The following is a 15,411-nucleotide window of genomic DNA, read 5'->3' on the forward strand; positions in this document are numbered from 1 at the left end:
TCTGTCCTTCCCTGGCAACGGTTGAAGTAGTCATGGTTCCGCGGCTTCGTGACTTCAGCACCGCCGTCGTGCGCTTTCTTACAACTCCACTGCACGACCTAACGCCGCCCTGCCTCCCAGCTCCTAACTCCATCCGCGATCTCCCCCGCGTGCGTGTGGTGGAGGTAGTGCTCGCCCGGCAAGGGCACCACGGTGCCGTCGGTGACGCTGGCAGCCTGGTCCCGATGCAGCTCGAGCCACTCCGGGTTCTCACGGTTCTCCGCCACCACGAACAGCAACAACGGCAGCTCTTTCGGGAAGCTGGTTCCCAGGGCGTTCTGGAAGTTCGAGGAAATGTGGCTCATCTCGTTCAGGTACGTGGGCGACATGGAGTTGCGGTTGGTGAGCATCTGCATCTGGTCACGGGCATAGTCGGTATAGGCGGGGCTCTTGGTGGGGCCGGCGGCAGCTGTGAGCAGCCGCAGCAGACCAAGGTTTTTCGCCGCAGACATCAGGCCCGTAGGGAACTCTGTATCCATGCCCGGTTGCCCCGGCACCGAGGTATCGATGCCGACAAAGGCACTGACTTCCTCCGGGTATCGGTTGGCGTAGTCGATCCCGTAGAGGCCAGCGATCGAGTGTCCCATCAAGATGTAGCGGTTGACGTGCAGGGCCTGCAGCGCGCCATGGACTTCCTGCACGATGTTCTGGGTGGTTCGTTCCCGGTCAGTGCCATCGCTCAAGCCATATCCCAAGGGCTCAACCACAATGACCCGATGGTCCTTGGAAAGATCACGGACCAGAGGTGCGAAGTCCAGCACCGGCGACGATGTTCCGAATCCCGGCAGAAGGACGATGTCCTTGATGCCGCTGCCAGTAACCAGGACGTTGATCTTGCTGCCATCCACGTCCACCCGTTGCCCGTAGGATTCGATCCTGCTGCTCTCGGAATTGCTCGCCACCACATTCACCACGGTTGTAGTGGCCAGCCCGAGCCCCAACACCGCCCCAACGGCTGTCACTGATACGAGCAATCGCTTAACTGACTTCTTCAAACATGCCTTTCCAGCGCGCGCCGTGCGCCCTGTATCCAGCCTCGCTTTTCCTGCCCGCGGGCGCGTCACCCCAGGGTGCTCACTTGGGTAGTCCGTTCGGGGTACACGCGAGTCGCCCTCAGGATGAGATGCGCCGGCCGGACGTCATCCTCCGCGGGGTGCACCCAGGCTTCCTACGCGCTGAGATCCCTCCATCTGAGCAGATAGCACGCGATCCCTGCGCCGGCCAGCGCAACTGCCTGTCCCAGCAGGCAGTCGAGAAGTATTGAGCTTGTGTAACGATCGTCATATTTTCAAAACACTATCAAGACTAAGTCCAAGAGAAGGTGAAAGCAATAGCGACTTGGTATGCCAAGGAGGGCTCTCAAATCGAGACTTGACTGCCATGTAGAGACTTTGCCAGCAGGCCATTGACGCTTATTTCGAGCTTGGTATACCGTGAGCGCATTCGGCGTCATTTTGGTGGCGCCTCGATGAAGAGGAGAACGCATGGCTGAGATAGAGGCGGTCCCGGAAGGAACCGCAACGGGTTGCGCCACCTGCGGTAATGACGGAGAAGCCGACAATGGAGTTGAAACCCTCAGGGAACAGTCGTCGCGTTCCGCAGTATTGGCGGGCCAAGTTCTGCGTGACGCCAACCGCGCAAAGGTGCGCGGCTTCGGCGTCGACGGCTTGCGCGACCACAGCAAGCCGCTGGTCCTGGCCCCAAGCTGGGTCTTGGCGCATATCAATGACGAAATGGTGCTGTTGGCCGACCACGACGTAGTGGTGAAGAACGGCGTCATCGAATCCGTCCGTCCCCGGAGCGGCACAACGGACGAGCGTGTGGACATGACAGGGCAGTTGCTCCTGCCCGGCCTGATCTCCATGCACAGCCACGTGGCTGGAGGAGCGGCCACGCGAGGGTACGTCGAAGGAAACCTGACGCCCATGAGCAAGGGCGCCCCACTGCGTCAGGGCCGGCAATTCCTGAACGCCATGGTGCTGTTGGAGGATCTTCCCGACGAAGACCTGGACACCATGACCGCACTTAACCTGGCAGAAATCCTTCGCGGCGGCTGCACCACCCAAGTGGAGATGTCCAAAGGGCTCCGCTCAATGCAGTCCTACGTCCGGGTAGCCCGACAGTTCGGGATCCGCGGATATCCATCCGGCGCCGTCCCCGGGATGAAGAGGATCCTTCCCATCTGGAAACGGGGAACAGATGATCGTGTGCTGTTTGACTCGGTTCCCGAAACCCTGGCCGAAATCCAGGAAAACCTGGCCTATGCCCGGACCATCAACGGAGCGGACGATGGACGGATCCTCCCCATGATGGCACCGGCAACCAATGCGGTTCATACACCGGAGACCTTTGCGGCAATGAAATCCGCGGCCCAAGAGCTGCACGGCCTGCACATTCACCTGCAGGCCGGATACGGACGGTCACCCCAACCTGACAAGGTGGCAATGAACCGGCTATGGGGCCAGGACGAGATTCCGTGGCTGCACAGCATGGGGATCTTTGATGGATCAGTCCGCGTCTTTGGCGCCCACCTGCTGGGTATCGACTACGAGCGTGACCTCCCGCTGCTGGCCAATTCCAGCTTCACGTTCGCCAATTGTCCCTCCGGGACAGGAGCGGGCGTGACGCCGGCGCAATGGCCCTGGCCCGAAGTCCTGGGGGCAGGCGTGAATTCGGGCATCGGCTTGGACACACATTCGAACGACTACATCGAAAATCTGAAGATGGCAGTCATTTATGGTCGCATCCGCGCTGATTTCCTGGGCGACACCACACCCGTCCCCATGGTTCGCCCCTCCATCTGGACCGCGGTGGAGGCAGCCACGCTTGGTGGAGCGAGGGGCCTGGGACGCGAAGATCTGGGCCGCATCGAAGCCGGAGCCAAAGCCGACCTCACCAGCATCGATGTCAGCGGCCTCTTTGTAGGTGTGGGAACAATTCCACGCGAGCCCCTCAACCACCTCATGTACGCCAACGGGCTCTCCGTCAGGAACGTCATGACCGACGGCCAATGGCAGGTCCGCGATGGTGCCCTGACGATCGTCGACGAAGCCCGGCTGGTCCGCGACGCCGGGAAGGTCGTCCAAAGGATCTGGGACCAAATGGCATCCGACGGCGTCTTTGTGGACGAACCGCGAAGCGACCTGATTCCAGCGGCCGCCCGCTAACAACCACCCCTCCCGAAACACCTGAGGTCATACCTCGGGCCGATCCGTGCTGCCCAATTTGTTCCCTTCACATTGCTAGGAGATTGATCAATGAAGAACTTTGCTCCGCAGGTATCTGCAAACTGGAAGAAAGCTGCCGCTACGGCATTTCTCGCCGCCGTGCTGGCCAGCACAGCCGGCTGCGGTGACGCTGCCCAGCCCGCCGCAAATATTGAACCATCAGCTGCGGTGGATCCCACGCTCAGCGACTTGCTGCCCGCAGAGGTCAAGGCCAAAGGCTCGATCACCGTTGGTACCCAGCCAGACTTTGAACCCGCGAATTACACCCCCATCGGCGAAGACGGCGTGAAGGGCTTCAACATCGACCTGATGGATGCCATGGCAGCCAAGCTTGGCCTGAAAGTCACCTACCAGAAAGTACCCTTCGATCAACTGCTGGTGGGCGTACAGAACGGCAAGTTCGATGCCTCGATCGCCGGCATGACAGACCGGCCTTCACGCCAGGAAAAAGTGGACTTCGTGGACTACCAGGTGGCCGGAACCGTCTTCATGGTGGCCAAAGGCAACCCGAAGAAAATCACCAGTGAAGTCAACGGCGGCTGCGGAATCAAGATCGGCGGAGTCAAAGGCAACGACGACGAACGCCTGGTCAACCTCATGGCCACCGCATGCACCGCTGAAGGCAAACCCGCACCGGAACTGGTGACCTTTCCCACCGGCAGCGACAAGAACCTGGCGCTCACCTCAGGACGTGTGGATGCCATGTTCTGGCCCGATATGGCCGTCTCAGTAGTCCAAAGGGAAACCGGCGGGAAACTCGATTCCGTCCCGGTGAACTTCGAAGAAAAAGTCTTCCTGGGCATGATCTTCAACAAACAGAGTCCCCAACTTCGCGACGCCTTCTTGAAGGCAACGGAAGCGATCCACGCCGACGGGACCTACGACGCCATCCTGAAGAAGTGGGATGTGGCCGTTATTGATCTCCCCCAGCCCGGAATCAACCTCGCCAAATGAGCGTTCAGGACGGAGCGCTGATGAATATGCAGGCTGCAGCCGAGGTGCCTCTCACCACGTCCCGGCAAGCTCCGGGCCAGTCGGGGCATGCGGCGCCGGATAGGGCCAGAAAACGGATACCTTACGGGCAGTGGGCCGCAGGTGCACTGATTCTGGCCACCCTTGGTGCGTTCGCCTGGTCCCAGGCAGCCAACGAGAAGCTGGACTGGCCCAGCGTGGCCCAGTTCATGTTTCATCCCGCCATCCTCAAAGGCATCACGGTGACGTTGGAGCTCGCAGTCTTCAGCATGCTGATTTCGGTAGTTCTCGCCTTCGGTGTCGCGCTGATGTGCCAAAGCCGAAACCGCGTGGCATCCGCCGTGGGCAAGCTCTACGTCTGGTTCTTCCGTGGCGTACCGCTGCTGGTACAAATCCTCATCTGGTTCAACCTCGCAGTCCTCTACCCCACCATCCTGGGGCGGGACACGAATGAGCTGATTTCCGGTTTCACCGCCGGGCTCTGTGCGCTTTCACTGGCCGAGTCCGGGTACATGGCGGAAATCATCCGCGGAGGCATCCTGGCGGTCAACAAAGGACAGACGGAGGCAGGCCTGAGTATTGGTCTCACCCGCGGCCAAGCCCTTCGCAGAATCGTGCTGCCACAAACCATACGGGTCATCATTCCGCCCACGGGCAACCAGTTCATCGGGCTCTTGAAGGCAAGCTCCCTTGTCTCGGCCATCGGAGGCAGTGATCTTTTGACCCAGACGCAACTCGTCTACGGGCAGAACTTCAAAATTGTTCCGTTGCTGATCGTTGCCACGGTTTGGTATCTCGTCCTGGTCAGCGTCGCCAGTGTGGGCCAGTACTTCCTGGAACGCCGGTTCAATCCGGAGGGAGTGCCGGCCAGGCTGACAATTCGAGGGTTCTTCACACGCCGCCCGCCGGGACAACAGCAGCTTCGAAAGGCAGGACAACCGTGACTTCAACTGCAGTAGCGTCCCCGTTGATGGTGGCCGCGGACGTCAACAAATGGCTTGGAAGCAATCACATCCTCCGCGGTGTGGACATGAGCGTGGAGGCAGGCGAAATCGTCTGTGTCCTGGGGCCTTCCGGCTCGGGCAAGAGCACACTGCTGCGATGCATCAATGGGCTTGAAAGCATCGAATCCGGCGTCATTTCCTTTGATGGAGACCGGGTTGGCTTCAAGACCCACAGGGGACAGCTTTATGAGCACACGGAGCGCGAAGCGGCCAGGATGCGGCGAAGAATCGGCATGGTCTTTCAACACTTCAACCTGTTCAACCACATGACCGTCCTCCAGAACGTCACCTATGGGCCACGGCACGTCCTTGGCATTTCACGGGCTGAAGCAAACAAGCTGGGCCTTGATGCCCTCAACAAAGTAGGCCTGGGCCTGAAGAAGGATTCCTACCCGGCTCAGCTTTCCGGCGGTCAGCAACAACGGGTCGCCATCGCACGAGCACTGGCCATGAAACCACAGCTAATGCTCTTCGACGAACCCACCAGCGCCTTGGACCCGGAACTGGTGGGCGATGTCCTGGCGGTCATGAAGCGGGTGGCTGAGGAGGGTATGACCATGATCATCGTTACCCATGAGATTGCCTTCGCCCGGGAAGTCGCGGACAGGGTGGTGTTCATGGACGAAGGAAGAATCATCGAATCGGGAACGGCCGCCGAAGTGCTGGACAACCCCACAAACGAACGCACCGCCAACTTCCTTCGACACGTCAAATGACTGTGTGGGGTCCGGCTTGCCCGGACCCCACACCATCAGAACAGGAACACGCCCATGACTGAACCCGAACAGGACACCCCGGCCTCAACGTCCCGGACAACACTGGCGTACGTGCACATCAGGGACCGCATCATCAGCGGTGACCTCCCGCCGGGTACTTGGCTGCGGGAAAGGGAGCTGTCGTCCGAACTCAACGTTTCGCGTGTGCCGGTCCGGGAGGCCCTGCTCCAGCTTGAAGCAGACGGCTTCACCACCGTAGGGCCACGGCATGGTGCCTTGGTCCGGCAAATGACCATTCAGGACGTCAACGAAGTCTTCGACATTCGCTTGAGCATAGAGGTCTCGGCGGCCAGCATCGCAGCCCGCCAGGTTGCAGATGGCGCGGCCACGGACCGGCTGCTCGCCGTCATGGATCTCGCCGAGGACTTGGTGGAAAGCGACGATGAAGACCTCCGCGCCAAAACCAACGTGGCCATCCACGACGAGATCTTCCGGCTTACTGGCAACGAACTGCTGACGTCAGTCATACGCCCCGTGGCCAACCGCATGCGGTGGCTTTTCGGCAACGTAGTCCATCAGGACGCCGCCGTGCTCTGCCACGAACACAGGCAACTCTGCCAGGCGATCTGCATGGGACAAGCCGAACTTGCCTCGGCACTGGCCATCGCCCACATCGAGCACAGCCGGGCTCCTGCCATTTCCCAGCTTGAAGGGAAACTCCCGACCCGCCGCTCCCGGGGCGGTCAATCAACCAAGAACTCCTCACCACACGAACAGAGACGCCCATGACACTCGTACTGACAGCTTCGGTTTTGGAGTCCCTGACGAACATGTCTGAAACCATTGCCGCCGTCGAACGCGGCTTTGGCGACATCGCCCGCGGAACCGCAGTCCAGCCGGGACCCGTATCCCTCCATTTGCCCACTTCCGAAGCCCGGCACCTTCTCATGGCCGGGCTCGCGGAGGCTCAACAGCTCGCGTCCGTGAAGTTGCTCTCCGACATACCCGACAACCACGCGCTCGGCCTGCCAACGCAGCGCTCCAGCATCCTCTTGGCTGATCGGCGAACCGGCGAAACACTCGCCCTCCTGGACGGCCGCATACCTACCCGGACCAGGACCGCTGCCGCCAGCGCCGTTGCCAGTAAGTACCTGGCGCGCCCCGACAGTTCAACCTTGGGCCTGGTGGGCGCAGGTGCATTGGCAATCGCACATGTGGAGGCGATGCTGCATGTTCTTCCCATCGAAAAGGTAGTTGTGTGGTCCCGCAGCGCAACCACCCTGGCAGCATTCAAAGCCAAGACAGCCCACCACCCGGTCCAAGTAGAGACGGCATCCAACATCCAGCACGTGCTTGAAGCCGCCGACATCCTGTGCACCCTTACCCCGTCCGTGGAACCCTTGGTGAGGGGTGACTGGTTCCGCCCGGGAATACACATCAACGCAGTGGGCGCACGGCCACGGCCCACGCATCGCGAAATCGATTCAGAAGGAATGCGGAGGGCGCGGGTATTTGTGGACAGCCTGGCGACGGCAAAGGAGAAATCCGGTGACCTCATGATGGCTGTCTCGGAAGGAGCCATGACAGTTGAGGACATCCAGGGCGAGCTTGGCCCGGTGATTACCCAAGACATTCCGGGACGCATTAACGCGGACGATATTACGCTCTTCAATTCTGTGGGAATCGGAATGCTGGACCTCGCGATCGGGCGGCTGCTCTACGACACGGCAGTGCTCCACGGTCTGGGGATCGACGTCGACATGGCCCGGTGAGGCGCTGGCGTACCGCGGGTCCGGGACTGCAAAATGGCCTTAGGGCAGAAATTGGGGGATCATGGGAAATTTTCGTTCGTTCGCGTTGAAGTCAGCGGTACTTGCCGTCTTGGTCATGGGACCAGTCGGCGTTGCTCCGGCGATCGCTGATGAAGGCACCGGGTCAACGCCGCAAGTATCCGAATTTGTCCCGCCCATAGTGGGGCTCCCATACGTAGGGTCCGAGCTGACCTTGGGGATAGCGCAGTTCCAGAAGTGCAAGACCGAGGACGCCCCGAACGGGTTCGTCCTCGAATGGCTCAGCAACGGTGATCCGTTGCCTGCGGAGCGGCAAGGGGAATTCCTGAAACTCATCCCCGAGGACCGAGGCAACCGCATCTCCATGGTTGTCCACACCACGTGCGAAACACCGAAGGTCTTCCACAGCAGGGAGACGCCTCCCATTGAAGCATCCAACCGTGCCATGGGCTGGACAGGCCGGGGCAACTTTGAACTGCTGGGCCGCACGAATGACGGGGACCTGGTTCTCTATCCACGGACGTACGAGCCGAAATGGATTTACTGGGGGCCGGGTACAGAGCTCCTCCAGTTCCCCAGCTCCTGGGACGAACCCCGAGTGGTCGGAACGGGATGGAACATCTTCGACATCGTCTTCTCCCCGGGCGACTTCGACGGAGACGGAAACAACGACGTTCTGGGCCGTGACGCCACAGGTAACCTGCACCTCTACCCCGGCGACGGGGACGGCGGCTGGCTCCCACCCAAACAGGTCGGATCCGGCTGGAACATCTTCGACTCGATCGTCGGTCCCGGGGATTTCAACGGTGACGGCATCAACGACGTCCTCGCCCGTGACCGCTCAGGTAACCTGCACCTCTACCCCGGCGACGGCACCGGAGGATGGCTTGCGCCGTCACGAGTAGGTTCAGGCTGGCAGATCTTCGACAAGATCATCGCGGCCGGAGATTCCACCGGTGACGGGACCCCGGACATCTTCGCCCGAGACCGCAGCGGCTTCCTCTATCAGTACCCCACCAACGGGCACGGGGGCTGGAACCCACCATTGTGGGTGGGCCATGGCTGGGGTGAAATGACGGAAATCAGCAGCGCCGGCCCCTACACCAAGGCATACAACACTTCCAGGAACGACCTCATCGCCTATAACCACGACGGCGATCTCTTCCTCTACGCCAACATCGGCGTAGACGGCGACTACTCGCTCTTCAACCAGGGCCAACCCGGAACCGGATGGGACATCTTCAAAGACCTCATCTGATGGTGAGACTCAGAATCAGCAGTACATACTGCTTCCAATAGCCGGGTCCGCCGGGCCTCCGTCCGGAGCTGGCTCACGCAAAAGCCGGCGGCAGCAACGCCGTCGTAATTTTCCGCCCTTAACCGATGATCGGCCGTTCCTCCGGGAGATTGAACAGTCTTGGCCGGGAGGCCAGCGCGATGGCTGAGGCCACGGTGACTGAGCCGATACGGCCTGTGAACATCAAGGCCATCAGCACCCACTCGGCTGTAGGCGGCAGGTGGTAGGTGATCCCAGTACTGAGGCCCACCGTGCCGAAAGCGGAGATGGTTTCGAACAGCACCTTCTCCAGGCTGTAGTCGGTAACCATGAGGAGCAGCAGTGTCCCCAGGATGACGGCCCCCACACCCAGCAGGGCCACAGTGAGCGCCTGTCGTTGAGTGGAAGAGCTGATGGAGCGGTGCGCGATGGTGACCTGCTCGCGTCCCCGGACCTCGTTCCAGATGGCGAAGCCCAGAACCAGGAAGGTGGTGATCTTGATACCGCCGGCCGTTCCCGCGCTACCGCCGCCGATGAACATCAAAATGTTGGTGATCATCAAGGTTTCCGGCGTGGCCGCACCGTAGTCGATGCTGTTGAAGCCCGCCGTCCTGGGGAACACGCTGCCTGCCAGGGAACCCAGCAATTTCCCACCAAAACTCAGTGGTCCCAAAGTCTCCGCGCGGTTCCATTCGAAAGCGGCGAACAGGACTGCGCCAACGGCCAGCAGCAGCAACGAACCATACAGGGTCAGGCGAAGGTGGATGGTCCAGTTCTTGAACTTGAGCCCGGTCCTGAACAACTGGATGATCACCGGGAACCCCAAGCCTCCGGCAACGATGGCCGCGCAAATGGGGACGATGATCCAGGGGTCCTCGGCGAATCCAATGAGGTTGTCGCTGTACAAGGCAAAGCCTGCGTTGTTGAAAGCGGAAATGGCATGGAAGATCCCATGCCATAGAGCGGTACCAAGGTTGTCGTCGTAAGCGATCCAGAAGCGCGCCGTGAGGACGAGCGCCGTGGAAGCTTCGAAAACAGCCATGATTTTGAGGACCTTGAAGAGTACGGACTTCACATCTCCGAAGTTCAGGGTGTGGGTCTCCGATTGCGCCACCAGCTGGCCACGCAGGCCAATGGTCTTGCGAACAAACAAAGCCAGCAAGGTTGCCAAAGACATGATCCCGAAGCCACCCACTTGAATCAGCCCCAGAATCACGGCATGCCCGAACGGCGTCCAGAACGTGGCAGTGTCCACGGTGATGAGACCGGTGACGCACACAGAAGACACGGCAGTGAAGAACGCGGTGGTGACGACGTCGCCGGTCTCGCCGGCCCGGGAAATGGGCAGCATCAACATGCCGGCGCCCACGATGATCACAGCCAGGAACGCAAGCGGGACTAAACGGACGGGATGAAGGAGCGCCGACATCAGCCGCTGTCCTTGCTCGGCAACAGCCACTTGCAGCGGGCTGCGGCGGGATAAGGTGCGTTCAGTCATGCCCATCTTTCCAGTGGTTAAGGTTCGTGCCGAAAATAGCACCGACCACCAAAGAACGGGCAGGAACCAGGCCGATCTTGACGAATCCTTAACGCCTCCCAAACGCCCCGGCGTTAAGACCGCATCAAGATTTCCCACGTCCGCATTAAGGAACCGTAAGGAACGTCTTTTCGCCACTTTTGCAGGAGTTGACTGGCATCAGCCCCAGAAGAAGGGGCACTGATGAAAGGACGTTCCAGTGGCCGACGTGGCTGTTGTGGTGATTCTTGTGGTGAGCATGGGAATCGTGATGTGGGTGGCCCACCTGTTGGGCAAGATGGTGGACGGCGAAGGCCCGGTGAGTGGGCGATGAACGCGGACGCGATCATGTGGGTCAGCCTGTTCATCCTCGGCCTGGCTGTGGCAGGGTACCTGCTGGCAGTGCTCCTCAACCCGGAAAAGTGGTGACCCCGGGTGGTCTTCAGCACTGCATCCTTCATCACCCAAGTTGCCGTACTCGTTCTGGTCCTGGTTCTGCTGCACAAGCCTTTGGGCGTGTACATGGCCCGGGTCTTCTCCGGCACCAAACACTCAAAGCCTGAAAAGGTCCTCTACCGCCTGGCCGGAGTGGACGCCGGGACTGAACAGAGCTGGTCTGTCTATCTGCGCAGCGTTCTGCTCTTCTCCCTGATCTCCATTCTTGTGATCTTCGCTTTGCAGCGTCTCCAGGACGTGCTCCCGGGCAGCAACTCCCTGCCGGGCGTGGACCCATGGGTTGCCATGAACACCGCCATCTCGTTCGTCACCAACACCAACTGGCAAACGTACGTTCCCGAGGCCACTGTGGGCATCTTCGTCCAGATGTGCCTGCTTGCCGTGCAGAACTTCCTCTCGGCAGCAGTGGGAATCGTGGTGGTAGTGGCCCTGATCCGCGGCATCGTCAGAACCACAACCGACCGGCTGGGCAACTTCTGGGTAGACCTGGCACGCGCTTCGTTCCGCATCCTGCTGCCCATCGCCACCGTAGCGGCAATCGCCTTGGTGATTGGCGGCGTCGTACAGAACTTCTGGTCCACCGACGTCACGAACGCCGCCACCGGCGCCGCCCAGACCATTCCCGGCGGTCCGGTGGCCTCGCAGGAAGCCATCAAAGTCCTGGGCACCAACGGAGGCGGCTACTTCAACGCCAACTCAGCCCACCCCTTCGAAAACCCGAACGTCTTCACCAGCCTGTTCCAGGTGTTCCTCATCCTCCTCATCCCTTCAGCACTGCCCTACATGTACGGGCGGATGGTCGGGGACCAACGGCAGGGTTACACCGTCGCCGCGGTGATGGGGGCCCTCTGGTTGACCTCGACGTGCCTCATGGCGTGGGCGGTCTCCTCCGCACAAGGAACATCGACGGCGGCAGCCGGCGGCCTGGGTGAAGGCTTCGAACAGCGCCTCGGCCCCGCGGCCAGTTCCATCTTCGCCGCGTCCACAACCCTGACCTCCACCGGAGCGGTGAACGTCGCCCACGACTCGCTGCCTCCCCTGGCCGGCGGCGTCGCGATGCTGAACATGATGCTCGGCGAAGTGGCCCCCGGCGGAACAGGATCCGGGCTCTACGGCATGCTGGTCCTGGCCATCATCGCGGTCTTCATTGCAGGGCTGATGGTGGGGCGGACCCCGGAATTCCTGGGCAAGAAAATCACGCCCCGCGAAATGAAAATCGCGGCCCTCTACATCCTGGTGACCCCCACCCTGGTGCTGGTACTCGCAGCGGTTTCGGCACTCCTGCCGGAAGTAATGGCAAATGCCCCGGCATCAGGACCGCATCAATTCAGCGAACTGCTCTACGCGTTCACCTCCGGCGCCAACAACAACGGCTCAGCCTTCGGCGGCATCACCAGCTCCGGTCCCTACCTCTCCACCCTGTTGGGGCTCGCCATGCTGTTGGGCCGGTTCCTGCCCATTGCCCTGGTCCTCGCGCTCGCAGGCTCCCTGGCACGGCAAAGGAAAGTCCCTGCCTCCTCCGGCACGGTACCAACCCACGGCCCGCTGTTCGGCTCACTGCTGCTGGCCGTGACCGTGATCCTCACCGCGCTCAGCTACTTCCCCGCCCTGGCTCTGGGCCCCCTCGCAGAAGGACTTATCAAATGACCAACTCCAGCACGGCTCCGGCCGCGGAGTCCGAAAACCTCAGCCATCCCGTTGACGCTCCGCCCGTTCCACCGGAACACAAGCACCACACCAAGGCGCCGGCCAAGCTCAATGCCGCCTCGTTGCGGGCAGCCCTCCCGGTCGCGTTCAAAAAGCTCGACCCCCGGCAAATGGTCCATTCCCCCGTGATGTTCGTTGTGCTGGTGGGAGCAGCCGCCTGCACTGTCATCAGCGCCGTGAAGCCCGACATTTTCGGTATCGCGGTCACCGCATGGCTGTGGCTGACAGTGCTGTTCGGAACACTGTCCGAAGCCATCGCCGAAGGCCGCGGAAAAGCCCAGGCGGACAGTCTGCGGGCAAGCCGCCAGGGCGTCATGGCCCGGCTCCGCCAGGACGACGGGACCACCAAAGAGGTGGCCGGCACTGACTTGAAGCTCAACGACGTCGTCATCTGCGAAGCCGGGGACGTCATCCCCTCCGACGGCGAAATCATCGAAGGCCTGGCAAGCGTGGACGAGTCCACCATCACCGGCGAATCAGCCCCCGTCATCCGGGAATCCGGCGGCGACAGGTCCTCGGTCACCGGCGGGACCAGGGTCCTCTCCGACAGGATCGTCGTGCGCATCACCGCAGAGCCCGGCGAAACGTTCATCGACAGGATGATCAAGCTGGTGGAAGGCGCCGTCCGGCAAAAGACCCCCAACGAGATCGCCCTCCACGTCCTGCTCGTCTCACTGACCATCGTGTTCCTGGTAGTGACCATGGCCCTGGCGCCCTTCGCGTCACTGGCGAACGCCACGCCCTCGCCCATCGTGCTGGTTGCCCTGCTGGTCTGCCTCATCCCCACCACCATCGGTGCGTTGGTCCCGGCCATCGGCATTGCGGGCATGGACCGGCTGGTACAGCACAATGTGCTGGCCACCTCCGGCCGGGCCGTGGAAACAGCCGGCGACATCACCACCCTGCTGTTGGACAAGACCGGCACCATCACCTACGGAAACCGCCGCGCCGTGAACTTCTTCCCGGCCAACGACGTCGAACTCGATGAACTCACCGCCGCCGCCCGGCTCTCCAGCCTGGCCGACGAAACACCGGAAGGCCGTTCCATCGTGGAGCTCGCCGACGCCCGCGGCATCGGCGGCCCCGACCTCGCCGGCCTGCGCACCGCCTACTCCGACATCACCATTGTGGAGTTCACCGCCAGCACACGCATGAGTGGTCTGGACCTGGACGGTCGCCTCATCCGCAAAGGTGCGGCGTCCGCCGTCGCGCATTTCGTCACCGACGCCGGCGGCCGGCTCCCAGCCGAAGTCCAGCGCCGCGTCCAGGAGATTTCCGCCCAAGGCGGCACCCCACTGCTGGTAGCCGAAAACACGCACGACGGCGGCGCACGGGTTCTGGGAACCGTGCACCTGGCCGATGTGGTCAAGCCAGGCATGAAAGCCCGCTTCGCCGAGCTGCGCGCCATGGGGATCCGAACCGTGATGATCACCGGCGACAACCCGGTGACGGCCAAAGCGATCGCCGCGGAAGCCGGCGTGGACGACTTCGTGGCCGAAGCCACGCCCGAGGACAAACTCGACGTCATCCGCCGGGAACAAGGCGAAGGGCGCCTGGTGGCCATGACCGGCGACGGCACCAACGATGCCCCGGCGCTTGCGGCAGCGGACGTTGGAGTGGCCATGAATTCCGGTACACCGGCGGCCAAAGAAGCAGCCAACATGGTGGACCTCGACTCGGACCCCACCAAACTGATCAACATTGTGGGCATCGGCAAGCAGCTGCTCATCACCCGGGGTGCCCTGACCACGTTCTCCGTGGCCAACGATGTTGCCAAGTACTTCGCCATTGTCCCGGCGCTCTTCACAGCGGCGTTCCCCGGGCTTGGGCTGCTGAACATCATGGGACTGGCCAGTCCGGCGTCGGCCATCCTGTCGGCCGTGATCTTCAACGCCCTCATCATCGTCGTCCTGGTTCCCCTGGCACTGCGGGGCGTGAAGTACCGGGCAGTGTCCGCCAACCAGGCCCTGGGCCGCAACCTGCTGCTCTACGGACTGGGAGGGTTGGTTGCCCCGTTCCTCGGAATCAAACTCATCGACCTGGTCCTCTCCCTCATCCCAGGCATCGGCTAGGAGCCACCCATGAACACCATTTCCGGATACCTCCGCCAAGCAGGCACCGCAGCCAGGTTCCTGCTGCTGGCAACCATTGTGCTGGGGCTGCTCTACCCCCTGGCCGTCTTCGGCGCAGGACAGCTGGTTGCGCCGTTCCAAGCCAACGGGTCCATCGTGAAGGACTCCGCCGGGCAGCCCGCGGCATCGGCGCTCATAGTGCAGGCTGCCGCAGATTCATCGGGCACACAGAGCCCGCAGTGGTTCCATGCCCGGCCGTCGGCAGTCAATTGGGACCCGGCGTCGTCCTCTGCCAGCAACCTCGGGCCCAACGATCCCAAACTCCTGGACGCCGTGAACAGCAACCGGGCAGCGATCGCGGCAGAGGAGGGCGCCAGCCCGTCCGACGTTCCCGCCGATGCCCTCACGGCCAGCGGATCGGGACTGGATCCGCACATTTCCAAGGCCTACGCGGATCTTCAGGTCCAACGGGTGGCCCAAGCCCACGGATTGGAAGCAACCGACGTTCAGACGTTGGTGGACCAGCAGACCAGCAGCGGGCTCGAGGCATTCCTCAGCCAGCCATCGGTCAACGTGACACTGCTGAATCTCGATGTCGCCCGGCTGGCCGCGAACCCGTAATCAGCTGCGGTTCCC

The 15,411-nt window shown here is 61.8% G+C and carries 13 protein-coding genes; 11 read left to right on the forward strand and 2 right to left on the reverse strand.

What is annotated here, in order from left to right; genetic code table 11:
- Window positions 1-98: 98 nt before the first annotated feature.
- The gene (locus tag IEY62_RS03660) at window positions 99-1,034 is read right to left on the reverse strand and encodes an alpha/beta hydrolase (RefSeq protein ID WP_189013988.1); all 936 of its coding nucleotides are present in this window, start codon (window positions 1,032-1,034) and stop codon (window positions 99-101) included.
- Between the two features lie 489 nt (window positions 1,035-1,523).
- Between IEY62_RS03660 and IEY62_RS03665 the strand changes: the two genes are divergently transcribed.
- From IEY62_RS03665 to IEY62_RS03695, 7 genes are all read left to right on the forward strand, one after another.
- A complete protein-coding gene (locus tag IEY62_RS03665) occupies window positions 1,524-3,206 on the forward strand; it encodes an amidohydrolase family protein (RefSeq protein ID WP_189013990.1) in 1,683 nt (560 codons plus the stop codon).
- Between the two features lie 90 nt (window positions 3,207-3,296).
- On the forward strand, window positions 3,297-4,220 hold the full coding sequence (locus IEY62_RS03670) for an ABC transporter substrate-binding protein (RefSeq protein WP_189013992.1): 924 nt from the start codon (window positions 3,297-3,299) through the stop codon (window positions 4,218-4,220).
- A complete protein-coding gene (locus IEY62_RS03675) occupies window positions 4,217-5,182 on the forward strand; it encodes an amino acid ABC transporter permease (protein ID WP_229785042.1) in 966 nt (321 codons plus the stop codon). The genes IEY62_RS03670 and IEY62_RS03675 overlap by 4 nt, the downstream gene beginning before the upstream one ends.
- Before the next feature lie 26 nt (window positions 5,183-5,208).
- Entirely contained in the window at window positions 5,209-5,958 is a 750-nt protein-coding gene (locus IEY62_RS03680) for an amino acid ABC transporter ATP-binding protein (RefSeq protein ID WP_189014452.1), read from the forward strand.
- 54 nt (window positions 5,959-6,012) lie between these two features.
- Window positions 6,013-6,747: a GntR family transcriptional regulator gene (locus IEY62_RS03685; protein ID WP_189013994.1), complete on the forward strand. Its 735-nt coding sequence runs from the start codon at window positions 6,013-6,015 to the stop codon at window positions 6,745-6,747.
- Window positions 6,744-7,730, forward strand: a complete 987-nt coding sequence (locus IEY62_RS03690) for an ornithine cyclodeaminase family protein (protein ID WP_189013996.1) — start codon at window positions 6,744-6,746, stop codon at window positions 7,728-7,730. The genes IEY62_RS03685 and IEY62_RS03690 overlap by 4 nt, the downstream gene beginning before the upstream one ends.
- A gap of 61 nt (window positions 7,731-7,791) precedes the next feature.
- Entirely contained in the window at window positions 7,792-9,006 is a 1,215-nt protein-coding gene (locus IEY62_RS03695; RefSeq protein WP_189013997.1) for an FG-GAP repeat domain-containing protein, read from the forward strand.
- A gap of 118 nt (window positions 9,007-9,124) precedes the next feature.
- Here the strand turns inward: IEY62_RS03695 and IEY62_RS03700 are convergent, their stop codons facing one another.
- On the reverse strand, window positions 9,125-10,522 hold the full coding sequence (locus tag IEY62_RS03700) for a TrkH family potassium uptake protein (RefSeq protein ID WP_189013999.1): 1,398 nt from the start codon (window positions 10,520-10,522) through the stop codon (window positions 9,125-9,127).
- Between the two features lie 348 nt (window positions 10,523-10,870).
- On the opposite strand from IEY62_RS03700, the gene IEY62_RS03705 reads away from it, so the two are divergent.
- The 4 genes from IEY62_RS03705 to IEY62_RS03720 are packed head-to-tail and all read left to right on the forward strand — an operon-like array spanning window position 10,871 to window position 15,396.
- The gene (locus IEY62_RS03705) at window positions 10,871-10,969 is read left to right on the forward strand and encodes a potassium-transporting ATPase subunit F (protein ID WP_079580898.1); all 99 of its coding nucleotides are present in this window, start codon (window positions 10,871-10,873) and stop codon (window positions 10,967-10,969) included.
- A 6-nt stretch (window positions 10,970-10,975) separates the two neighbouring features.
- The gene (gene kdpA, locus IEY62_RS03710; RefSeq protein ID WP_189014001.1) at window positions 10,976-12,643 is read left to right on the forward strand and encodes a potassium-transporting ATPase subunit KdpA; all 1,668 of its coding nucleotides are present in this window, start codon (window positions 10,976-10,978) and stop codon (window positions 12,641-12,643) included.
- Window positions 12,640-14,775: a potassium-transporting ATPase subunit KdpB gene (gene kdpB / locus IEY62_RS03715; RefSeq protein ID WP_189014003.1), complete on the forward strand. Its 2,136-nt coding sequence runs from the start codon at window positions 12,640-12,642 to the stop codon at window positions 14,773-14,775. Before kdpA ends, kdpB begins: the two co-directional genes overlap by 4 nt.
- A 9-nt stretch (window positions 14,776-14,784) precedes the next feature.
- A complete protein-coding gene (locus tag IEY62_RS03720) occupies window positions 14,785-15,396 on the forward strand; it encodes a potassium-transporting ATPase subunit C (RefSeq protein ID WP_189014005.1) in 612 nt (203 codons plus the stop codon).
- Window positions 15,397-15,411 lie beyond the last annotated feature (15 nt).

The sequence above is a fragment of the Paenarthrobacter histidinolovorans genome, from assembly GCF_014647595.1.
Taxonomy (GTDB): Bacteria; Actinomycetota; Actinomycetes; order Actinomycetales; family Micrococcaceae; genus Arthrobacter; species Arthrobacter histidinolovorans.

Excerpts from the sequence above, each read along its gene's own strand:
- IEY62_RS03665 (WP_189013990.1), top strand. The coding sequence starts at position 1,524 with ATGGCTGAGATAGAGGCGGTCCCGGAAGGAACCGCAACGGGTTGCGCC.
- IEY62_RS03670 (WP_189013992.1), top strand. The coding sequence starts at position 3,297 with ATGAAGAACTTTGCTCCGCAGGTATCTGCAAACTGGAAGAAAGCTGCC.
- IEY62_RS03675 (WP_229785042.1), top strand. The coding sequence starts at position 4,217 with ATGAGCGTTCAGGACGGAGCGCTGATGAATATGCAGGCTGCAGCCGAG.
- IEY62_RS03680 (WP_189014452.1), top strand. The coding sequence starts at position 5,209 with ATGGTGGCCGCGGACGTCAACAAATGGCTTGGAAGCAATCACATCCTC.
- IEY62_RS03685 (WP_189013994.1), top strand. The coding sequence starts at position 6,013 with ATGACTGAACCCGAACAGGACACCCCGGCCTCAACGTCCCGGACAACA.
- IEY62_RS03690 (WP_189013996.1), top strand. The coding sequence starts at position 6,744 with ATGACACTCGTACTGACAGCTTCGGTTTTGGAGTCCCTGACGAACATG.
- IEY62_RS03695 (WP_189013997.1), top strand. The coding sequence starts at position 7,792 with ATGGGAAATTTTCGTTCGTTCGCGTTGAAGTCAGCGGTACTTGCCGTC.
- IEY62_RS03700 (WP_189013999.1), bottom strand. The coding sequence starts at position 10,522 with ATGACTGAACGCACCTTATCCCGCCGCAGCCCGCTGCAAGTGGCTGTT.
- IEY62_RS03705 (WP_079580898.1), top strand. The coding sequence starts at position 10,871 with ATGAACGCGGACGCGATCATGTGGGTCAGCCTGTTCATCCTCGGCCTG.
- kdpB (WP_189014003.1), top strand. The coding sequence starts at position 12,640 with ATGACCAACTCCAGCACGGCTCCGGCCGCGGAGTCCGAAAACCTCAGC.
- IEY62_RS03720 (WP_189014005.1), top strand. The coding sequence starts at position 14,785 with ATGAACACCATTTCCGGATACCTCCGCCAAGCAGGCACCGCAGCCAGG.